This is a genomic window from Pseudomonas sp. PDM18, from assembly GCF_014852585.1.
Lineage (GTDB): Bacteria > Pseudomonadota > Gammaproteobacteria > Pseudomonadales > Pseudomonadaceae > Pseudomonas.
On sequence record NZ_JACVBX010000013.1, the window covers coordinates 1 to 20,197 of the forward strand.

General features: G+C 64.7%; 19 protein-coding genes. 9 read left to right on the plus strand and 10 right to left on the minus strand.

Translation table 11 applies throughout. The annotated features are described in order from the left end of the window. Positions 1 to 495 precede the first annotated feature (495 nt). From gloA to IB274_RS23290, 3 genes are all read right to left on the minus strand, one after another. Positions 496 to 867 carry a lactoylglutathione lyase gene (gene gloA / locus IB274_RS23280; RefSeq protein ID WP_192435085.1) on the minus strand — a complete coding sequence of 124 codons (372 nt, stop codon included), beginning with the start codon at positions 865 to 867 and terminating at the stop codon, positions 496 to 498. 95 nt (positions 868 to 962) lie between these two features. Continuing rightward, entirely contained in the window at positions 963 to 2,180 is a 1,218-nt protein-coding gene (locus IB274_RS23285; protein ID WP_192435087.1) for an argininosuccinate synthase, read from the minus strand. A 132-nt stretch (positions 2,181 to 2,312) separates the two neighbouring features. Further along, a complete protein-coding gene (locus IB274_RS23290; protein WP_318652918.1) occupies positions 2,313 to 3,311 on the minus strand; it encodes a flagellar protein MotY in 999 nt (332 codons plus the stop codon). A gap of 138 nt (positions 3,312 to 3,449) precedes the next feature. On the opposite strand from IB274_RS23290, the gene pyrC reads away from it, so the two are divergent. Both pyrC and rnt read left to right on the plus strand, forming a co-directional pair. Then, on the plus strand, positions 3,450 to 4,496 hold the full coding sequence (pyrC, locus tag IB274_RS23295) for a dihydroorotase (protein WP_192289623.1): 1,047 nt from the start codon (positions 3,450 to 3,452) through the stop codon (positions 4,494 to 4,496). After that, positions 4,493 to 5,173 carry a ribonuclease T gene (gene rnt, locus IB274_RS23300; RefSeq protein ID WP_037011317.1) on the plus strand — a complete coding sequence of 227 codons (681 nt, stop codon included), beginning with the start codon at positions 4,493 to 4,495 and terminating at the stop codon, positions 5,171 to 5,173. Before pyrC ends, rnt begins: the two co-directional genes overlap by 4 nt. Before the next feature lie 61 nt (positions 5,174 to 5,234). Here rnt and IB274_RS23305 read toward each other — a convergent pair whose 3' ends face one another. Beyond that, positions 5,235 to 5,837 carry a peroxiredoxin gene (locus IB274_RS23305; protein ID WP_192435089.1) on the minus strand — a complete coding sequence of 201 codons (603 nt, stop codon included), beginning with the start codon at positions 5,835 to 5,837 and terminating at the stop codon, positions 5,235 to 5,237. Between the two features lie 267 nt (positions 5,838 to 6,104). On the opposite strand from IB274_RS23305, the gene IB274_RS23310 reads away from it, so the two are divergent. Together IB274_RS23310 and bfrB are read left to right on the plus strand one after the other, a co-directional pair. After that, positions 6,105 to 6,320, plus strand: coding sequence for a bacterioferritin-associated ferredoxin (locus IB274_RS23310; protein ID WP_192435091.1), 216 nt, complete (start codon positions 6,105 to 6,107; stop codon positions 6,318 to 6,320). Positions 6,321 to 6,540: 220 nt separating this feature from the next. Continuing rightward, on the plus strand, positions 6,541 to 7,017 hold the full coding sequence (bfrB, locus tag IB274_RS23315) for a bacterioferritin BfrB (RefSeq protein ID WP_017521012.1): 477 nt from the start codon (positions 6,541 to 6,543) through the stop codon (positions 7,015 to 7,017). A gap of 47 nt (positions 7,018 to 7,064) precedes the next feature. Here the strand turns inward: bfrB and IB274_RS23320 are convergent, their stop codons facing one another. The 3 genes from IB274_RS23320 to IB274_RS23330 form a co-directional block, all read right to left on the minus strand. Beyond that, on the minus strand, positions 7,065 to 8,228 hold the full coding sequence (locus IB274_RS23320) for an MFS transporter (RefSeq protein WP_192435404.1): 1,164 nt from the start codon (positions 8,226 to 8,228) through the stop codon (positions 7,065 to 7,067). A 64-nt stretch (positions 8,229 to 8,292) separates the two neighbouring features. Next, positions 8,293 to 8,619 carry a Grx4 family monothiol glutaredoxin gene (gene grxD / locus IB274_RS23325; RefSeq protein WP_017521010.1) on the minus strand — a complete coding sequence of 109 codons (327 nt, stop codon included), beginning with the start codon at positions 8,617 to 8,619 and terminating at the stop codon, positions 8,293 to 8,295. Between the two features lie 132 nt (positions 8,620 to 8,751). Beyond that, on the minus strand, positions 8,752 to 10,845 hold the full coding sequence (locus tag IB274_RS23330; RefSeq protein WP_192435093.1) for a molybdopterin oxidoreductase family protein: 2,094 nt from the start codon (positions 10,843 to 10,845) through the stop codon (positions 8,752 to 8,754). 314 nt (positions 10,846 to 11,159) lie between these two features. Here IB274_RS23330 and argF point away from each other — a divergent pair, with 314 nt between their 5' ends. Next, positions 11,160 to 12,077 (plus strand): ornithine carbamoyltransferase, encoded by a 918-nt coding sequence (gene argF / locus IB274_RS23335; RefSeq protein ID WP_192435095.1) that lies wholly within the window; start codon positions 11,160 to 11,162, stop codon positions 12,075 to 12,077. A 149-nt stretch (positions 12,078 to 12,226) separates the two neighbouring features. Next, the gene (locus IB274_RS23340; protein ID WP_192435097.1) at positions 12,227 to 13,288 is read left to right on the plus strand and encodes an ABC transporter ATP-binding protein; all 1,062 of its coding nucleotides are present in this window, start codon (positions 12,227 to 12,229) and stop codon (positions 13,286 to 13,288) included. On the opposite strand, the gene IB274_RS23345 is transcribed toward IB274_RS23340, so the two are convergent. The 3 genes from IB274_RS23345 to ybaK all read right to left on the minus strand — a co-directional run bounded on the left by IB274_RS23345 (position 13,285) and on the right by ybaK (position 15,674). Next, positions 13,285 to 14,229, minus strand: coding sequence for an electron transfer flavoprotein subunit alpha/FixB family protein (locus tag IB274_RS23345; protein ID WP_192435099.1), 945 nt, complete (start codon positions 14,227 to 14,229; stop codon positions 13,285 to 13,287). The genes IB274_RS23340 and IB274_RS23345 overlap by 4 nt on opposite strands. Positions 14,230 to 14,324: 95 nt before the next feature. Next, complete coding sequence (locus IB274_RS23350; protein WP_192435101.1) at positions 14,325 to 15,110, minus strand: PhzF family phenazine biosynthesis protein; 786 nt, start codon at positions 15,108 to 15,110, stop codon at positions 14,325 to 14,327. Positions 15,111 to 15,203: 93 nt separating this feature from the next. Beyond that, on the minus strand, positions 15,204 to 15,674 hold the full coding sequence (ybaK, locus tag IB274_RS23355; protein WP_192435110.1) for a Cys-tRNA(Pro) deacylase: 471 nt from the start codon (positions 15,672 to 15,674) through the stop codon (positions 15,204 to 15,206). Between the two features lie 171 nt (positions 15,675 to 15,845). Here ybaK and glpK point away from each other — a divergent pair, with 171 nt between their 5' ends. From glpK to glpD, 3 genes are all read left to right on the plus strand, one after another. After that, positions 15,846 to 17,360, plus strand: coding sequence for a glycerol kinase GlpK (glpK, locus tag IB274_RS23360; RefSeq protein ID WP_192435112.1), 1,515 nt, complete (start codon positions 15,846 to 15,848; stop codon positions 17,358 to 17,360). A gap of 381 nt (positions 17,361 to 17,741) precedes the next feature. Beyond that, positions 17,742 to 18,497, plus strand: a complete 756-nt coding sequence (locus tag IB274_RS23365) for a DeoR/GlpR family transcriptional regulator (protein WP_192435114.1) — start codon at positions 17,742 to 17,744, stop codon at positions 18,495 to 18,497. Positions 18,498 to 18,644: 147 nt separating this feature from the next. Then, positions 18,645 to 20,186 (plus strand): glycerol-3-phosphate dehydrogenase, encoded by a 1,542-nt coding sequence (glpD, locus tag IB274_RS23370; RefSeq protein ID WP_192435116.1) that lies wholly within the window; start codon positions 18,645 to 18,647, stop codon positions 20,184 to 20,186. Positions 20,187 to 20,197: the final 11 nt, after the last annotated feature.

A 20,197-nucleotide genomic window follows, 5' to 3' on the forward strand; every position in this document is an offset into this window, starting at 1 on the left:
ACGCAGGCCGCGCTCGGTAACTTGTCTGACCGCTTCGATTTTGAATTCTTCGGGGTAACGCTGGTTGCTCATGGCACCTCCTGATGGGCCTCATTATGAGGCTTGGAGGTGTCTACGAAACTAGGGGTGATTCACCCTCAGCATCCAAATATCGCCGATACAAAGCTAAGTCTTTCGCCAAACCTACGCAGGTTTTGACCTTACAATTGTTTTGAAATTTATATATCAGGAAAAGACAGGCTTCCTGCCAAATTGCGCCGTCGGCTGTTCTGACCAACGGGAAGCTGACCGCCGGCGTGGCTGAGTCGGTGGGTGAGACGCGATAGGTGGCTAGGGGAGTGCTGACGACTGTCCCCTCCATACCGCACAAGGGCTGGGTCTCTGTCAGGCGGAAGCTTTTAACGAGAACGGATTGCGCGCGAGGGAGAGGCATGACCAGGATCCCTACCAAGGAGGCTCCTGTCCATATCTAGACGACTTTAGAAGGGTGTCAAATCAGTGAATACTTTGGGGTACGTCCGGGTCCTCGACGAAGGCCAGGATGCTGGTGCCGTGCTTCATCGGGCCCGGCTCGCGGGTGATCTTGCCGCCGCGCGAGCGGATGTCTTCGCAGGCCCTGTAGACGTCGGCCACTTCCAGGGCGATGTGGCCGTAGCCGGTGCCCAGTTCGTACTTATCCACACCCCAGTTGTAGGTCAGCTCGATGACGCTGTTGTCGTCTTCGTTGCCGTAGCCGACGAATGCCAGAGTGAACTGGCCGTCCGGATAATCCTTGCGGCGCAGCAGGGTCATGCCCAGGACTTCGGTGTAGAAGGCGATGGATTTGTCCATGTCGCCGACGCGCAGCATGGTGTGCAGCAGTCTCATCGGTTCTTTCCTCATCAGGCGCCCGGATAGCGGGCTTATAAACACAAACCCCGGCTCGTGGCCGGGGTTTGCTTGTCACGGGAGACGCAAGCTTATCAGAACAGCTTGCGGCCCTTGTTCGCGGCGATACGCATGCGCAGCGCGTTGAGCTTGATGAAGCCAGCGGCATCGGCCTGGTTGTATGCGCCGCCGTCTTCCTCGAAGGTCGCGATGTTGGCATCGAACAGCGAGTCGTCGGATTTGCGGCCGGTGACGATGACATTGCCCTTGTACAGTTTCAGGCGCACGACGCCATTCACGTGTTCCTGGGAGGCATCGATCATCTGCTGGAGCATCTCGCGCTCCGGGCTCCACCAGTAACCGGTGTAGATCAGCTTGGCGTAGCGCGGCATCAGCTCGTCCTTCAGGTGAGCGACTTCGCGGTCCAGGGTGATCGACTCGATGGCACGGTGCGCCTTGAGCATGATGGTGCCGCCGGGAGTTTCGTAGCAGCCACGGGACTTCATGCCGACGTAGCGGTTCTCGACGATGTCCAGACGGCCGATGCCGTTGGCGCCGCCGATACGGTTCAGCTCGGTCAGTACCTGGGCCGGAGTCATCTCCTTGCCGTCGATGGCGACGATGTCGCCCTTGCGGTAGGTCAGCTCGATGTAGGTGGCGGTGTCAGGGGCCTTCTCCGGGGAGACGGTCCACTTCCACATGTCCTCTTCGTGCTCGGTCCAGGTGTCTTCCAGCACGCCGCCTTCATAGGAAATGTGCAGCAGGTTGGCGTCCATGGAGTACGGCGACTTCTTTTTGCCGTGGCGCTCGATCGGGATGTTATGGGCTTCGGCGTAGTCCATCAGTTTCTCGCGGGACAGCAGGTCCCACTCACGCCAGGGAGCGATCACCTTCACGCCCGGCTTGAGCGCGTAGGCACCCAGCTCGAAACGCACCTGGTCGTTGCCCTTGCCGGTGGCGCCATGGGAGATGGCGTCAGCGCCGGTGGCGTTGGCGATCTCGATCAGGCGCTTGGCGATCAGCGGACGGGCGATGGAAGTACCCAGCAGGTACTCGCCTTCGTAGACGGTGTTGGCACGGAACATCGGGAAGACGAAGTCGCGGACGAACTCTTCTCGCAGGTCCTCGATGAAGACCTCTTTCACACCCATCTGCTTGGCCTTGGCGCGGGCCGGTTCGACCTCTTCGCCCTGACCCAGGTCGGCGGTGAAGGTCACCACTTCGCAGTTATAGGTATCCTGCAGCCACTTCAGAATTACCGAGGTGTCCAGGCCACCGGAATACGCCAGGACTACCTTCTTCACGTCCGCCATGCCACTCAACTCCACGGGGGTTGTCACGAAAGGGGCCGATTCTACTGTCCGCTCGGAATAATTTACAGAGGGGCGACAGCTTTTGACGACAAAGCGACAAATACTATCGTCGGTGCGACCCGACGCCGCGGGTCAGCCCTTGGGTGTTCCGGGCGAGCTGGCGGGGGGATTGGCTGCGTTGGCGGCAGGCGCTGACGGCGCACCCTGAGCCGGCGCGCTGGCGGTGCTGGAAGCCGGTGCGGCAGGGGCTAGCGGGGCTTCGGCGGGTGCCTGCTCGACGACCGCCTCGCGGGACAGGTTCACCGTCACCCGACGGTTCTTCGCGCGGTTGGCGGCGGAATTGTTCTTCACCAACGGATAGCGCTCGCCATAGAAACGCATGGTGATCTGCGATTCCGCCACGCCATTGGCCTTCAGGTACTCCATCACCGCGATCGCACGGCGGCGTGAGGCCTCGCGGTTGGCCAGGCGGTTGCCGCTGTTGTCGGAGTGGCCGTCCAGTTCGATGCGATTCACTGTCGGGTCGGCCTTCATGTACTGCAGGATGATGTCCAGCTTGGCGCGACCCAGCGGATCGACCTCGGTGCCGCCGTCCGGGAAGCCGACCTGGCTCTGGCGCACCTGGTCGAAGTTGACCGGGAGCATCTTCGTCGAACAGTCCTGGAACTTCACGTATCCGTCGGCGAAACGCGTTGGCATCAGCCTTACCAGCAGGTTTTCGCCCGTGCGCGTGCGGTGGCGAACCTCCGGAGTGCGCCCCTCCAGCAGGCCGCCGAGCAGGCGCCCGGCCTGCTGCTGGGTACTGTTGAAAGGCACATCGCCCGACCCCACCTGCACCGCCCCCAGGTTCAGGTCGCCCTGCCCAGGGCGCCACGGTGGCGCGGCCGCCAGCAGGGTCGCCGAGCCGCTGCCCAGCCAGCCCGTCTGCGGCTTGAGGCGGAAAGTCGGCAGTTCGCCGGCTCGCCAGACGAACTCGCCCAGGCCAAAACCGGCCACGCTCTGCGACAGCCGGCACTCGAACTGGTCGCCCTCCACCGTCCATTGCGCACTTTCCATGCGCGTCTGGAAGGTCAGCCCCCAGGCCGGAAGGCTGGCGCAGAGAGCAAGCAGGAGAAGAGAGGGCTGGCGCACGATGGCTTCCACACAGGTAAAGAGGCGTCTCAGATTCTATCGGTCGGCCTCGGCAAAACTTGATAGCGAGTGCCGGCGACGGCCTTTTCCGGTAGCATTTCACCCTCTTCCCGCTGCAACCGCCTCCCTGGAATCCGCATGTCCGACCGCCTGACACTTCTGCGCCCCGACGACTGGCACATCCACCTGCGCGACGGCGCCGCTCTCGCGCAAACCGTCGGCGACGCCGCCCGCACCTTCGGCCGCGCCATCATCATGCCGAACCTGGTCCCGCCGGTACGCAACGCCGCCGAAGCCGATGCCTATCGCCAGCGCATCCTCGCCGCCCGTCCGGCCGGCAGCCGCTTCGAACCGCTGATGGTGCTCTACCTCACCGACCGCACCAGCGCCGAGGAAGTCCGCGCGGCCAAGGCCTCCGGCTTCGTGCACGCCGCCAAGCTGTACCCGGCCGGCGCCACCACCAACTCCGATTCCGGCGTGACCAGCGTCGACAACATCTTCCACGTGCTCGAAGCCATGGCCGAGGTCGGCCTGCCGCTGCTGGTGCATGGCGAGGTGACCCGCGCCGAGGTCGACGTGTTCGACCGCGAGAAGCGCTTCATCGACGAGCACCTGACGCGCGTGGTCGAGCGCTTCCCGACCCTCAAGGTGGTCTTCGAGCACATCACCACCGGAGATGCCGCCGCCTTCGTCAAGGCCGCCCCGGCCAACGTCGGCGCTACCATCACCGCGCATCACCTGCTCTACAACCGTAACCACATGTTGGTTGGCGGCATTCGCCCGCACTTCTATTGCCTGCCCATCTTGAAGCGCAACACCCACCAGGAAGCCCTGCTGGATGCCGCCACCAGCGGCAGCCCGAAGTTCTTCCTGGGCACCGACTCGGCGCCCCACGCGCGCCACGCCAAGGAAGCCGCCTGTGGTTGCGCCGGCTGCTACACCGCCTACGCCGCCATCGAGCTCTACGCCGAAGCCTTCGAGCAGCGCAATGCACTGGACAAGCTGGAAGGCTTCGCCAGCTTCCACGGCCCGGATTTCTACGGCCTGCCGCGCAATAGCGACCGCATCACCCTGGTCCGCGAAGAATGGGAAGCCCCGGCGGCCCTGCCATTCGGCGACTTCGACGTGGTCCCGCTGCGCGCCGGTGAAAAACTGCGCTGGCGCCTGCTGGAGACCGAGGCATGAGTGACGAGAACGAAATCTTCGAAGAAGAACTCGACGGTTCCTTCCCGCCCGGCCCGCGCCACCCGATGGCGCGCCGCTTCCGTGGCTACCTGCCGGTCGTGGTGGACGTCGAAACCGGCGGCTTCAACGCCGGCACCGACGCCCTGCTGGAGATCGCCGCCGTCACCATCGGCATGGACGAGAGCGGCTACCTGTTCCCCGAGCACACCTACTTCTTCCGTGTGGAACCCTTCGAGGGCGCCAACATCGAGCAGGCTGCGCTGGAGTTCACCGGCATCAAGCTGGACCACCCGCTGCGCATGGCCGTGCCGGAAGAGCAGGCGCTGACCGAAATCTTCCGTGGCATCCGCAAGTCGCTGAAGTCCAACGGCTGCAAGCGGGCGATCCTGGTCGGCCACAACAGCAGCTTCGACCTGGGCTTCCTCAACGCCGCGGTCAACCGCAGCGGCGTGAAGCGCAACCCGTTCCACCCGTTCTCCAGCTTCGACACCGCGACGCTGGCCGGCCTCGCCTACGGCCAGACCGTCCTGGCCAAAGCCTGCCAGACTGCCGGCATCGAGTTCGACAACCGCGAGGCCCACTCCGCGCGCTACGACACCGAGAAGACTGCCGAGCTGTTCTGCGGCATCGTCAACCGCTGGAAGGAATTCGGCGGCTGGATGGAAGACGATCACTGATCGTGCCTTCCTGAATAAAAAAGCCCCGCGATTGCGGGGCTTTTTTCGTTAACCAGCAGCCTTACAGCTTGCCGGCGTTCTCGGCCAGGTAGGCGGCGACGCCCTCAGGCGAGGCGGTCATGCCCTTGTCGCCCTTCTTCCAGTTGGCCGGGCAGACTTCGCCGTGCTCCTCGGTGAACTGCAGGGCATCGACCAGACGCAGCAGCTCGTCCATGTTACGGCCCAGCGGCAGGTCGTTGACGATCTGCGAACGCACCACGCCGTTCAGGTCGATCAGGAAGGCGCCACGGAAAGCCACGCCGCCTTCGGACTCGACGTCGTAGGCCTTGGCGATCTCATGGGTGATGTCCGCGGCAAGGGTGTACTTGACCGGGCCGATGCCGCCCTTGTCTACCGGAGTGTTGCGCCAGGCGTTGTGGGTGAAGTGGGAGTCGATGGAAACGCCGATCACTTCGACGTTGCGCGCCTGGAAGTCAGGGATGCGGTGGTCCAGGGCGATCAGTTCGGACGGGCAGACGAAGGTGAAGTCCAGCGGGTAGAAGAACACCAGGCCGTACTTGCCCTTGATCGCTTCGGACAGCACGAAACTGTCGACGATCTCGCCGGTGCCCAGCACGGCAGCCACGTTGAAATCGGGAGCTTTCTTTCCTACGAGTACGCTCATTCCTTGTCTCCAGAAATGGTGAGGCGCTTGAGAGCGAAAAACCTGTTGTCCGGGCAAAACCGCCGGGCTTGAGGGGTTGCCGCTCCAGTGGGGCAGCCATCATACACCTGGCACGCAGCGCCTTCATCCGTGCGGTATTGGCGGCCGATTCACTGTCTTGTGACCATTTATCGGAGGCCGCAAAAAGGGCTTCCGGCAAACTTTGACAATCATTCTCATTATTATTAGTATCGCTTCCAACAACCCCACAGCGACTGTAGTGCAACCATGTACGTCTGCCTCTGCAACGGTGTTACCGATACCCAGATCCGCGATGCGATCTACGACGGCGCCTGCAACTACCGCGAAGTGCGCGAATGCACCGGCGTCGGCACCCAGTGCGGCAAGTGTGCCTGCCTGGCCAAACAGGTGGTTCGCGAGACCCTCGGCGAGCTGCAAAGCGCCCAGGCAATGAACTACAACCTGGCCTACGCGGCGGGTTGAGCAAAAGACCGCTGATCGATTCAGCCAAAAATTTCAAAGAAACCGGGCCCTGGCCCGGTTTTTTTATGCCCGCGATTCAGTGCCTTAGCGCCAAGTTGCGGAATGAAAACATTCGCATTCATATTCCTTTTTATAGCTAATTCAAGGACTTATGTTTGACAGATGGTTATAAGGGCGCGAGAATTTCAATCTCTCCCACTCCACACGGCAGGACCCCGGCATGAAAGGCGACAAGAAAGTCATCCAGCATCTGAACAAGATCCTCGGCAACGAGCTGATCGCCATCAACCAGTACTTCCTGCACTCGCGCATGTGGAACGACTGGGGCCTGAAGCGCCTCGGCGCGCACGAGTACCACGAGTCCATCGATGAGATGAAGCACGCCGACAAGCTCATCGAACGCATCCTGTTCCTCGAAGGCCTGCCCAACCTGCAGGACTTGGGCAAGCTGCTGATCGGCGAGAACACCCAGGAAATGCTGCAGTGCGACCTGAACCTCGAGCTCAAGGCCTGCAAGGACCTGCGCGACGCCATCGTGCATTGCGAAAGCGTGCATGACTACGTCAGCCGCGACCTGCTCAAGGACATCCTCGAGTCCGAGGAAGAGCACATCGACTACCTGGAAACCCAGCTGGGCCTGATCCAGAAAGTCGGTCTGGAAAACTACCTGCAGTCGCACATGCACGAAGACGACTGATAGAAAAAAGGCACCGGCGCTGTTGTGGACGCCGGTGCCCTTCCCTTCTAGACGTTCGCCTTCGGCGGACGGCGCACCAGTGACGCCTTCAGCACCAGCCCGGCGCACAGCCCCACCACCACCAGCAACGACAGGCGCAAGCCCACGTGCTCGGCGAGGAAGCCGATCAGCGGCGGGCCCAGCAGCAAGCCGCCGTAGCCGAAGGAAGCCACTGCCGCCACACCGCGCGAAGGCTCGACACCCGGCCGGTTGCCCGCCGCGCCGATCAGGATCGGCACCACCACCGACAGTCCCGCACCCACCAGGGCGAAACCGCCAATCGCACCGGCAACCCAGGGGCTGAACAGCGCCAGCAGCATGCCCGCGATGGCCAGCAGCGCCAGGTTGCGCACCAGCGCCTCGTCGGCGAAACGCACGCGCAGACGATCACCGAACAGCCGGCCCAGCACCATGGTCGCGGAGAATGCCGCGAAGCCCAGTGCTGCCAGGCGTTCGGACGCACCCAGCACCTGGTGCAGCAGCAAGGCGCCCCAGTCGGCGACCGCCCCTTCGGAAACAAACGCGCAAAGCGTCAGCAGGCCCAGGCCGATCAGCGCCGGTGGCGGCAGGCGCCAGCCACGTTGGGCTGGCGCCTCCTCCTCCAGGGGCTGCGGACGGCCCTCGAACAGGTTCCGGGCGAACAATGGCAGGATCGCCACGGCGATCAGCGCCAGCAGGCTGAAGTGCCAGATCGGCGCCAGATCGGCGAAGGCCGCCGCGCCGACAGCTCCCACCAAACCGCCCAGGCTATACATGCCATGCAGGCTGGAAATGCACGGGCGACCGAGCCGCCGTTCAACTTCCACCGCCTGGGTGTTCATCGCCACGTCCATGGTCGCGAAGGTCAGGCCGACGGCGAGGAAGCCCGCCGCCAGCACCCAGACGTCCTGCGCCAGCCCCAGCAGCGGGAAGGTCGCCATCAGCGCCAGCCCCGAAATCACGGTGATCGCACGGCTGCCGTAGCGGCGCACCAGCGCGCCGGCGAAGGCGAACGCCAGCAGCGCGCCGAAGCCTGCGCCCAGCAACGCCTGGCCCAGCTGCTGCTCGTCCACCCCGGTCATGCTCTTGAGGGCCGGCACGCGCCCCATCACGCTGCCATGGACCATCCCGCCCATGGCGAAGCAGTATCCGCACGCCCAGCGCGCGGCGTTGGCCCGCGTCTGTTCAGTCATCATTTATTTCTTCCCAAAAACAAAGCCCCGCCAAGGCGGGGCTTTGTGCGACAGCACGAAAGACTCAGGCGTTGGCCTTGCTCACGGCGTCCTTGATCAGCGGTTGCAGCTCACCCTTCTCGAACATCTCGGCCAGGATGTCGCTGCCGCCGACCAGCTCGCCACCGACCCACAGTTGCGGGAAGGTCGGCCAGTTGGCGTACTTGGGCAGGTTGGCGCGGATTTCCGGGTTCTGCAGGATGTCGACATAGGCGAATTTTTCGCCGCAAGCCATCAGCACCTGCGCGGCGCGGGACGAGAAACCGCACTGGGGAGCGTTCGGCGAACCCTTCATGTACAGCAGGACAGGGTTGCTGGAGATCTGCTCTTTGATGGTATCGATGATATCCATGAACTTCCTCGGCTTAACTATCAGATACTGACCCGGCAGTTCCCACGGTGGGTTTTGGCCGGCACGGTACTGCGCATTGTACTGCAAAGCCGAGCGCCACGCTCGGCTTTGCAGGTGACGTGCGTCAGCTCGTCAGGCCGCTTCGACCTCCACCGGCACGCCGTTGAGCGCGGTGTTGCCGGAGAGCGCATCGAGGTGGCGCTCGTCGGTCAGGTCGTTGGCGCTGGCTCCGCCCTGCTCGCGGGCGATGGCCAGCTGCACGCCCGGCCGCCCGTGGCCCCAGCCGTGGGGCAGGCTGACTACACCGGCCATGACTTCGTCGCTGGAAGCCACCTCGATCTCGATACTGCCGACCCGCGAGCGCACCCGCACCTTTTGCCCGTCCACCAGCCCGCGCGTGGCGAGGTCCTGCGGGTGCATCAGCAACTGGTGGCGCGGCTTGCCCTTCACCAGACGGTGATAGTTGTGCATCCACGAGTTGTTGCTGCGCACGTGGCGGCGGCCGATCAGCAGCAGTTGGTCGATGGCCAGCGGCTGGGTATCGGCAAAACGGCGCAAGTCGCTCAGGAATATGTCCGGCGCGGCTTCGATGCTGCGGCTGGCGGTCTTCAGGCGTGGCGCCAGGTTGGGCTGCAGCGGCCCCAGGTCCAGCCCGTGGGGATGTTCGCGCAGTCGCGCCAGGTTGAGCTTGTGCTCGCTGGCGTCGCCGTAGGGACCGAAACGCAGGCCCATCTCGATCATCTGCTCCGGCGCCATGGTCGGCTTCAGCTCAGCCCCCTGGCGCGCGGCGTAGGCCTTGGCCAGGCCGACGAAGATTTCCCAGTCGTGCAGCATGCCTTCGGGCTTGGGCAGGATCGCCTCGTTGAAGCGGGTGACGTTGCGCACCGCGAAGACGTTGAAGGTGGTGTCGTAGTGATCGTGCTCCAGCGGCGCAGTGGGCGGCAGGATCAGATCGGCGTAGCGGGTGGTCTCATTGATGTACAGATCGACGCTGAGCATGAACTCCAGGCCATCCAGCGCCTGCTCCAGGCGGCGGCCATTGGGCGTGGACAGCACCGGGTTGCCGGCCACCGTCACCAGCGCGCGCACCTGCCCTTGCCCGTCGGTAAGCATTTCCTCGGCCAGCGCCGCCACCGGCAGCTCGCCGCCGTATTCCGGCAGGCCGGACACGCGGCTCTGCCAGCGATTGAACGCGCCGCCCGCGGTAGTCGCCACCAGATCTACTGCCGGCGTGGTGCACAGGGTACCGCCGACGCGGTCGAGATTGCCGGTGACCAGGTTGATCAACTGCACCAGCCACTGGCACAGGCTGCCGAAAACTTGCGTCGAAACGCCCATGCGCCCATAGCAGACCGCCTTGTCGGCGGCGGCGAAATCCCGCGCCAGCTGGCGGATATCGTCGGCCGGCACGCCGCAGCGTGCGGCCATGGCTTCAACCTTGAACGGCGCCAGCGCTTCGCGCACCGCGTCCAGGCCGTTCACTGGCAGGGAGGTTTCGCGAGTCAGCCCTTCGCCGAGCAGCGTATCGAGGATGCCCAGCAGTAGCGCCGCATCTTCGCCGGGACGAACGAACAGGTGCTGGTCCGCGATCGCCGCCGTCTCGGTGCGACGCGGGTCGACCACCACCAGCTTGCCGCCGCGCGCCTTCACGGCCTTCAGGCGTTTTTCAACGTCCGGCACGGTCATGATGCTGCCGTTGGAGGCCAGCGGGTTGCCGCCCAGGATCAGCATGAAGTCGGTGTGGTCGATGTCGGGAATTGGAATCAGCAGGCCATGCCCGAACATCTGCTGGCTCACCAGATGATGCGGCAGTTGGTCCACCGAGGTCGCCGAATAACGGTTGCGCGTCTTCAACTGGCCGAGGAAGTAGTTGCTGTGGGTCATCAATCCGTAGTTGTGCACGCTGGGGTTGCCCTGGTACACCGCTACCGCGTTGCTGCCATGGCGTTCGCGAATTTCCGCCAGGCGCGTGGCGACCAGCTCGAAGGCCTCGTCCCAGCCAATCGGCTGCCATTCGTTGCCGACGCGGCGCACCGGTTGGCGCAGGCGATCCGGATCATTCTGAATGTCCTGCAGCGCCACCGCCTTGGGGCAGATGTGGCCACGGCTGAAACTGTCCTGGGCGTCGCCCTTGATCGATAGGATGCGCTCATCCTCCGTCTCGATGGTCAGGCCGCAGATGGCCTCGCACAGGTGGCACGCACGGTGGTGGAGGGTCTTGCTCATGGCTCGCCTCGTTATTGTTGTCACCAGCGCCCCATGGGGCCGGTCGCGGGGTCGAAAGCACTATGAATCCAGTCCTGGCGAAGCACCACCAGCTTCCGTCGGGTGAATCGCAAGGCATCAGGAACGACCATGTTGAAGCCCCACCTGACGGGCCCTCCGGGCGAAACTTGCGTATATCCGTCATTTCCTTATAGGATCGCGCCTCCCCCCATTTTCCGCTCCATGCGGTCCCGCCGCAGGTTCAGCCCGTTTTTTCTCACGAAAGCCGGTCGGTGCCTCGGCCTGATTCTGAGAATAAGTAGTAGGTACGAACCATGAGCGCACGTCACTTCCTCTCGATGCTGGATTACACGACCGATGAACTGCTCGGTCTGATCCGCCGCGCCACCGAGCTGAAGGACCTGCGAGACCGAGGCGTGCTCTACGAACCACTGAAGAACCGCGTGCTGGGCATGATCTTCGAGAAGGCCTCGACGCGAACGCGGATTTCCTTCGAAGCTGGCATGATCCAGCTCGGCGGCCAGGCCATCTTCCTCTCCCCGCGCGACACCCAGCTGGGCCGTGGCGAACCGATCGCCGATGCTGCACGGGTGATGTCGCGAATGGTCGACGCGGTGATGATCCGCACCTTCGCCCACAGCAACCTGGTCGAATTCGCCCAGAATTCCCGCGTGCCGGTGATCAATGGCCTGTCGGACGACCTGCATCCCTGCCAGTTGCTGGCCGACATGCAAACCTTCCATGAGCACCGCGGCAGCATCGCCGGCAAGACCGTCGCCTGGATCGGCGACGGCAACAACATGTGCAACAGCTACATCGAGGCGGCGATCCGCTTCGACTTCCAGCTGAACGTGGCCTGCCCGGAAGGCTACGAACCAAGCGCCGCGCTGATGGCGCAGGCCGGCGAGCGCGTGAAAGTCTTCCGCGACCCGCGCGAAGCGGTGGCCGGCGCGCACCTGGTAAGCACCGACGTCTGGGCCTCCATGGGGCAGGAAGACGAAGCGGCCGCGCGCCTGCGCCTGTTCCAGCCATATCAGGTAACAGGTGCGCTGCTCGACGGCGCGGCGGCGGATGTACTATTCATGCACTGCCTGCCGGCCCACCGCGGCGAAGAGATCAGCGAAGACCTGCTGGACGACGCGCGCTCCGTGGCCTGGGACCAGGCGGAAAACCGTCTCCACGCCCAGAAGGCGTTGCTCGAACTATTGGTCGAGCACGCCCACTACGCCTGAGAACCTGCCCATAATCTGCCTGCGCTGTCCCGGGCGGCGTTGGAATCAGGTAAAAAATGCTCATTTAGCAGGCGTAAACTGCGCTTTTTTACCTGATTCCGCCTAGCTCGGACTGCGCTCGGCGAGATTCTGAACAGGTTCTACGTTCAATGACCCAAACGCTGCTGCTCAAACTCGAAGATCTTTCCTGTGGCTATGAACAGCAGCGTGTGGTGCAAGACGTCAGCCTTCACCTGAACGCCGGCGACATTGGCTGCCTGCTCGGCCCCTCGGGCTGCGGCAAGACCACCACCCTGCGCGCCATCGCCGGTTTCGAGCCGGTGCAGGGCGGTCGCATCGAACTGGCCGGCGAAGTGATTTCCCGCCCCGGTTTCACCCTGTCGCCGGAGAGGCGCCGGATCGGCATGGTGTTTCAGGACTACGCGCTGTTCCCGCACCTGTCCGTGGCGGACAATGTCGCCTTCGGCATCCGCAAGCATCCCGAGCGCGAGCGCATCATCGGCGAGTTGCTGGAACTGGTGAAGCTCGACGGCCTCGACCAGCGCTTCCCGCACGAACTTTCCGGCGGCCAGCAGCAACGCGTGGCCCTGGCCCGCGCGCTCGCGCCGCAGCCGCAGCTGCTGCTGCTCGACGAACCCTTCTCCAACCTCGATGTGGAACTGCGCCGCCAGCTCAGCCACGAGGTGCGCGACATCCTCAAGGCGCGCGGCACCAGCGCCATCCTGGTCACCCATGACCAGGAAGAAGCCTTCGCCGTCAGCGATCACGTCGGCGTATTCCGCCACGGCGTGCTGGAGCAATGGGACACCCCGTTCAACCTCTACCACGAACCGCAGACGCCCTTCGTCGCCAGCTTCGTCGGCCAGGGCTACTTCATTCGCGGACAGATGCGCGGGACCGACGCGGTGCAGACCGAGTTGGGTCTGCTGCGCGGCAACCGTGCCTACAGCCTGCCGGACGGCAGCGCGGTGGATGTGCTGCTGCGCCCGGATGACCTGGTTCCGGCCACCGATGGCGCGCTGAAGGCGCGGATCGTCGGCAAGTCGTTCCTCGGCGCGGCGACGCTCTATCGCCTGCAACTGCCCACCGGCACCCAGCTGGAATCACTCTTCCCGAGCCACTCCGACCATCAACCCGGCGACGAAGTCAGCATCGGCGTGGCCGCCGAGCACCTGGTGCTGTTCCCGGCCCAGGGCAGCGTGGCGCTCTAGGCAAGCGCTTTCTCCAATTCCGGCAGCAGCTCGAACAGGTCGCCCCGCAACCCGTAGTCGGCGATATCGAAGATCGGCGCATCCGGGTCGAGGTTGATCGCGGCGATGACCTTGGCGTCCTTCATTCCCGCCACGTGTTGCACCGCACCGGAAATCCCCACCGCCAGGTAAAGCTCCGGCGCGACGATGCGCCCGGACTGGCCGATCTGCAGCTCTGCCGGTGCAAAGCCCGCATCCACCGCCGCCAGCGAAGCACCCACAGCGCCGTGCAGGCGATCCGCCAGGGGATAGAGCGCGGCGAAACCTTCCTCGGTCTGCAGGCCACGACCGCCGGCGACAATCACCTTCGCCGACTCCAGCGCGGGACGTTCGAAGTCCGGACGCTCTTCGCCCTGCCAGGACGAAAGCGCGAGATCGCCGGCCCCGTTAAGTCTTTCCAGTTGGGCGTTGCCGCCTTCAGCGGCAACCGGGTCGAAGGCCGTTGGCCGAATGCCCAGCACCTTCACCGGCGCCTCGCAGCGCACCGTGGCGATGGCGTTGCCTGCGTAGATCGGGCGCTGGAAGGTCTGCTCGTCGATCACTGCGATCACATCGGACACCGCGTCCACGTCCAACAGCGCCGCGATACGCGGCAGGCAATCGCGCCCTGTCGCGGTGGCCGGCGCAAGAATGTGGCTATAGCCGGGAGCCAGTTGCACGGCCAGCGCGGAGAGGTTTTCCGCCAGCAGGTGGTCGTAGGCCGGATCTTCCACCAGCACGACGCGCGCGACGCACTCGATGCCGCATGCCTGCTCCGTCAGGTGGGCCAGACAGCTGCCGGCCAGCAACAGATGCACGTCACCGCCGATCTGCTGGGCGGCCGCCAGCGCATTCAGGGTCGCCGGGGCGAGAACGGCGGAGCCGGTGTGGGTGTGGTAGTCAGCGATGACCAGGGTTGCCATAGGAGTACCTGCGAAGCTGCGAACCGCGCCGGACGGGCGCGGTTTTCAGTGAAGGCCAGACTACCCCGAGGAGGCGAAATCCCCCCGGTCACAGATCAACCAACCAGCAGATGACCGCTGGCCACCAACCGTGCGTACCCAGCGATGCTCACGCGGTCGTCCTCCAGGCGGCACCACAGCTCGCCGCCGCGCTCGGAGCACTGGAAGGCGCGCATCTGCAGCTTGTTCAGGCGGCCCGACCAGTAGGGAATCAGGCTGCAGTGGGCGGCACCGGTCACCGGGTCTTCGTTGAGGCCGATGGCTGGAGCGAAGAAGCGCGAGACGAAATCGTAGTCATCGCTGCGCGCGGTGACGATCACGCCCAGGTAAGGCAGGCGCGCCAGGGCGGCGAAGTCCGGCTTGCAGTCACGCACGGCCTGCTCGGACTCCAGCAGCGCCATCAGGTGCGAGGCGTTGCTCAGGGCATCCACCACGTCCACACCCAGCGCGGTCGCCAGTTCCACGGTGGCACCGGTTTCGCTCGGCGGCTGCGCCGGGAAGTTCAGCGCCAACCGGCCGTCCTCGCGGGTCACCCGCAGCGGGCCGGACAGCGAGTTGAGTTCCAGCACCTCGCTCGGGTCATCGAACACGTTCAACAGCACGTGGGCGCTGGCCAGGGTGGCATGGCCGCACAGCGGCACCTCGGCGGTCGGGGTAAACCAGCGGATGCGCCAGCCCTCGGGCTCCTTCACCAGGAAGGCGGTTTCCGAGAGGTTGTGCTCGGCGGCAATCTTCTGCATCAGCTCGTCGCTCAGCCAGGCGTCGAGGCGGTAGACCATGGCCGGGTTGCCGGCGAAGGGACGGTCGGTGAAGGCGTCCACCTGATGGAAGTCGAGCAGCATGACAATCTCCTTGTGAGTGACGGCCGAGCATGACAGAAGCCGACGGGCGGCGAACCGTACAGCAGGGAGCACACAGTCCCTGGGGTTGAGCGATCAGGGACGGCCGATGGGTGCGAACTTCGCCGAGGTCAGGCCGGCCAGCGTCTCGGCGCTCAATTCCACTTCCAGACCGCGCCGGCCAGCGCTGACATGGATGGTCGGGAAGCCCTGGGCGGATTCGTCGATGAAGGTGCGCAGGCGCTTCTTCTGCCCTAGCGGGCTGATGCCGCCAACCAGGTAGCCCGTAGCGCGCTGCGCAGCGTTGGGGTCGGCCATGTCGGCCTTCTTCACGCCCGCCGCGTGGGCCAGCGCCTTGAGGTCCAGGCTGCCCACCACCGGCACCACCGCCACCAGCAGTTCGCCCTTCTCGCTTGCCGCCAGCAACGTCTTGAACACCCGCGCCGGCTCGAGGTTGAGCTTCTCCGCGGCCTCCAGGCCATAGGACGGCGCCTTGGGGTCGTGCTCGTAGCTCAGCACGTGGTGTTCGGCGCGGTTCTTCTTCAGCAGGTCGATGGCGGGGGTCATGATCAGCGGGCTTCTCGCAGGCAGCTTTCCAGCGCATAACAGTAAGCCAAGGTGTGGCGCACTGCACGGTGTTCGCTTCACCGACGCGGATGAATCCCGTATGTTCACCGCCAATCCCCACCCGGCCCTGCCGCCGGGGTTGCCGAACGGAATCCGCACAAGGCCGCTGCCATGACCGACCTTACGAACAAGAAATACGTCGTCGCCCTCGACCAGGGCACGACCAGCTCGCGCGCCATCATCTTCGACCACGACGCCAACGTGGTCAGCACGGCCCAGCGCGAGTTCGCGCAGATCTACCCGCAACCGGGCTGGGTCGAACACGACCCGATGGAAATCTGGGCGACCCAGAGCTCGACCCTGGTGGAAGCCCTGGCCCAGGCCAACATCAGCGTCGCCGAAGTGGCCGCCATCGGCATCACCAACCAGCGCGAAACCACCCTGGTGTGGGACAAGGCCACCGGCCGGCCGATCCACAACGCCATCGTCTGGCAGTGCCGGCGCAGCGCGGCAATCTGCGAGCAGCTCAAGCGCGACGGCCTGGAACAGCACATCCGCGACACCACCGGACTGGTCATCGACCCCTACTTCTCCGGCACCAAACTCAAGTGGATCCTCGACAACGTCGAAGGCGCCCGCGAACGCGCGCAACGCGGTGAGTTGCTGTTCGGCACGGTCGACAGCTGGCTGATCTGGAAGCTCACCGAAGGCGAGGTGCACGTCACCGACTACACCAACGCCTCGCGCACCCTGATGTTCGATATCCACAAGCGCGACTGGGACGAACGCCTGCTCACCGCGCTGGGCGTACCGCGCGCGATGCTGCCGCAGGTGCGCCCGTCTTCCGAGGTGTATGGCCACGCCAAGGTCGGCGGCCTGGGTGTGCACCGCACGCCGATTGCCGGGATCGCCGGCGACCAGCAGGCCGCACTATTCGGGCAGATGTGCGTGGAGCCGGGCCAGGCGAAGAACACTTACGGCACCGGCTGCTTCCTGCTGATGAATACCGGCGCCAACGCGGTGAAATCCACCCACGGCCTGCTCACCACCATCGCCTGCGGACCGCGCGGCGAAGTGGCCTATGCGTTGGAAGGCGCGGTGTTCAACGGCGGCTCCACCGTGCAGTGGCTGCGCGACGAACTGAAGGTGATCAACGACGCCCACGATTCCGAGTACTTCGCCACCAAGGTGAAGGACAGCAATGGCGTCTACCTGGTCCCCGCCTTCACCGGCCTCGGCGCGCCCTACTGGGACCCGTATGCCCGCGGCGCGCTGTTCGGCCTGACCCGCGGAGTGAAGGCCGACCACCTGATCCGCGCCACGCTGGAGTCCATCGCCTACCAGACCCGCGACGTGCTCGACGCCATGCAGCAGGACGCCGGCGAGCCGCTGCGCGCCCTGCGCGTGGACGGCGGCGCGGTGGCCAACAACTTCCTCATGCAGTTCCAGGCCGACATCCTCGGCACCCCGGTGGAGCGCCCGCAGATGCGCGAGACCACCGCCCTCGGCGCCGCCGTGCTGGCGGGCCTGGCCTGCGGTTTCTGGGGCAGCCTGGCCGAGTTGAAGAACAAGGCAGTGATCGAGCGGGTGTTCCAGCCGGCCTGTGACGAGGCGGAGCGTACGCGGTTGTATGCCGGATGGAAGAAAGCCGTGGAGCGCACGCGCGGCTGGGCGGCCGAAGACTGAACGCATTACCGGTAACGTAGGATGGTGTGGAGCGAAGCGATACCCATTGATGTTCATGCGAGCAATGGCGATGGGTATCGCAAGCTCCACCCATCCTACAGAGCTAAATTGCAGGTTGGAGGGTGTGCTCCCATGCCTGAATGGATTGTGCTGGTTTCTTTGAGTGGGTCCCCCGACCGGGAGTGGTATTTGAGAAAGGCTGGGAGAGGGTTGAGCCTTTCTCCCAGACTTGAAGAAGCGAAACGGCACTCAACCCTGGACGGCGCTCAACAGACACTTGAAGTAGTGAATGGATTCCCGAATACGCAGGGGCGCATTGAGCAGCATCCTTCTACGCAATAGCATCCCTGGCCTCACGCCCCTTCCACGCGAGCGAACCGAATGAATCTGCCACCCCGACAGCAAAGCATCCTCGATCTGGTCCGCGAACGCGGCTACCTGAGCATCGAGGAACTCGCCCAGCAGTTCGCCGTGACCCCGCAGACCATCCGCCGCGACATCAACCAGCTCGCCGAGCAGAACCTGCTGCGCCGCTACCACGGCGGCGCGGCCTGGGACTCGAGCATCGAGAACACCGCCTACAACACCCGCGCCGACCAGATGCGCGACGAGAAGCAGCGCATCGCCGAGGCCATCGCCGCGCACATCCCGGACAACGCCTCGCTGTTCATCAACATCGGCACCACCACTGAGGCCATCGCCCGCGCCCTGCTCGGCCACAAGAACCTCAAGGTCATTACCAACAACCTGCACGTCGCCAGCATCCTCGCCGGCAAGGACGACTTCGAAGTGCTGATCGCCGGCGGCACCGTGCGCGGCGACGGCGGTGTGGTCGGGCAGGCCGCGGTGGACTTCATCGAGCAGTTCCGCGTCGACTTCGCCGTGGTCGGCATCAGCGGCATCGACGAGGACGGCAGCCTGCTGGACTTCGACTACCAGGAAGTGCGCGTCTCCCGCGCCATCATCGACAACGCCCGGCAGGTGTTCCTCGCCGCCGACTCCAGCAAGTTCGGGCGCAACGCCGTGGTGCGCCTGGGGCCGATCTCCCTGGTCAGCCGGGTGTTCACCGACAGCCCGCCCCCCGCCACCGTGGCGCGCCTGATGCAGCAGCACAAGGTCCAGCTCGAACTGGTCTGAGTCGCGCCCGACTCCTTCACTTTCGAACATTCAGACGAATGCCTGCGCGAATTCGCGCTCAATGCTGGTCATATTTCATTCATTGAACTAGGATATTTTCGAAAACGAACATCAAAAGATTCACTTTCAATCCCCAAGGCGGCCCCCATGAACCCAACCAGCAAGCGCCACGCGCCCCTGGCCGAAGTCTATGACCTGGCCGTCGTCGGTGGCGGCATCAATGGCGCGGGGATTGCGGCGGACGCTGCCGGGCGCGGGCTGTCGGTGTTCCTTTGCGAACAGCACGACCTCGCCGCCCACACCTCCTCCGCCAGCAGCAAGCTGGTCCACGGCGGCCTGCGCTACCTGGAACACTACGAATTCCGCCTGGTCCGCGAAGCCCTCGCCGAGCGCGAAGTGCTGCTGGCCAAGGCGCCGCACATCGTCCACCCGCTGCGCTTCGTGCTGCCGCACCGCCCCCACCTGCGCCCGGCCTGGATGATCCGCGCCGGCCTGTTCCTCTACGATCACCTGGGCAAGCGCGAGAAGCTGCCGGCTTCCCGTGGTGTGCGCTTCGGCCTCGACAGCCCGCTGAAGGCCGAGATCATCCGCGGCTTCGAATACTCCGACTGCTCGGTGGACGACGCCCGCCTGGTGGTGCTCAACGCCATGGCCGCCCGTGAGAACGGCGCCCATGTGCACCCGCGCACCCGCTGCGTCAGCGCCCGGCGCAGCAAGGGGCTGTGGCACCTGCATCTGGAGCGCGCCGACGGCAGCCTGTACTCGGTGCGCGCCCGCGCGCTGGTCAACGCCGCTGGCCCCTGGGTCGACCGTTTCCTGCGCGAGGAACTACGGCAGAAACCGCCCTACGGCATCCGTCTGATCCAGGGCAGCCACCTGATCGTGCCGCGTCTGTACGAAGGCGAGCACGCGTACATCCTGCAGAACGAGGACCGGCGCATCGTCTTCGCCATCCCCTACCTACGCCAGTTCACCCTGATCGGCACCACCGACCGCGAATACCAGGGCGACCCGGCGAAGATCAGCATCAGCGAAGAAGAGACCGACTACCTGCTCAACGTGGTCAATGCGCACTTCAAGCACCAGTTGGGCCGCCAGGACATCCTGCGCAGCTTCTCCGGCGTGCGCCCGCTGTGCGACGACGAGTCCGACGATCCATCGGCCGTGACCCGCGACTACACCCTGGCACTGGACAACACTCCCGGCGAAGCGCCGCTGCTGTCAGTGTTCGGCGGCAAGCTGACGACCTATCGCAAGCTCGCCGAAGCTGCGCTGGAACAATTGGCGCCGCACTTCGCCGGCGTGATGAAAGCCAGTTGGACCGCCAGCGCCCCACTGCCCGGCGGCGAAGCCATGACCACGGTGGAAGAACTGGCCGTCCAGCTCATGGACCGCCTGCGCCAACTCGACCCGGCCCTCGCCCGGCGCTGGGCCAGCACCTACGGCAGCCGCATCTGGAAACTGCTGGACGGCGCGCACAACCTCAGCGAACTGGGAGAACACCTGGGTGCCGGGCTCTATGCGCGGGAAGTGGAGTACCTGGTTCACGAGGAATGGGCGCGCGATGCCGACGACATCCTCTGGCGCCGCACCAAGCTCGGCCTGTTCCTCAATGCCCGCCAGCGTGAGCGCCTGGAGCAGTTCCTCAGCCGCGAAAGCCCGCTGGAGCCGAGTACGCAGGTGGCCTGAAATGCGGCGCC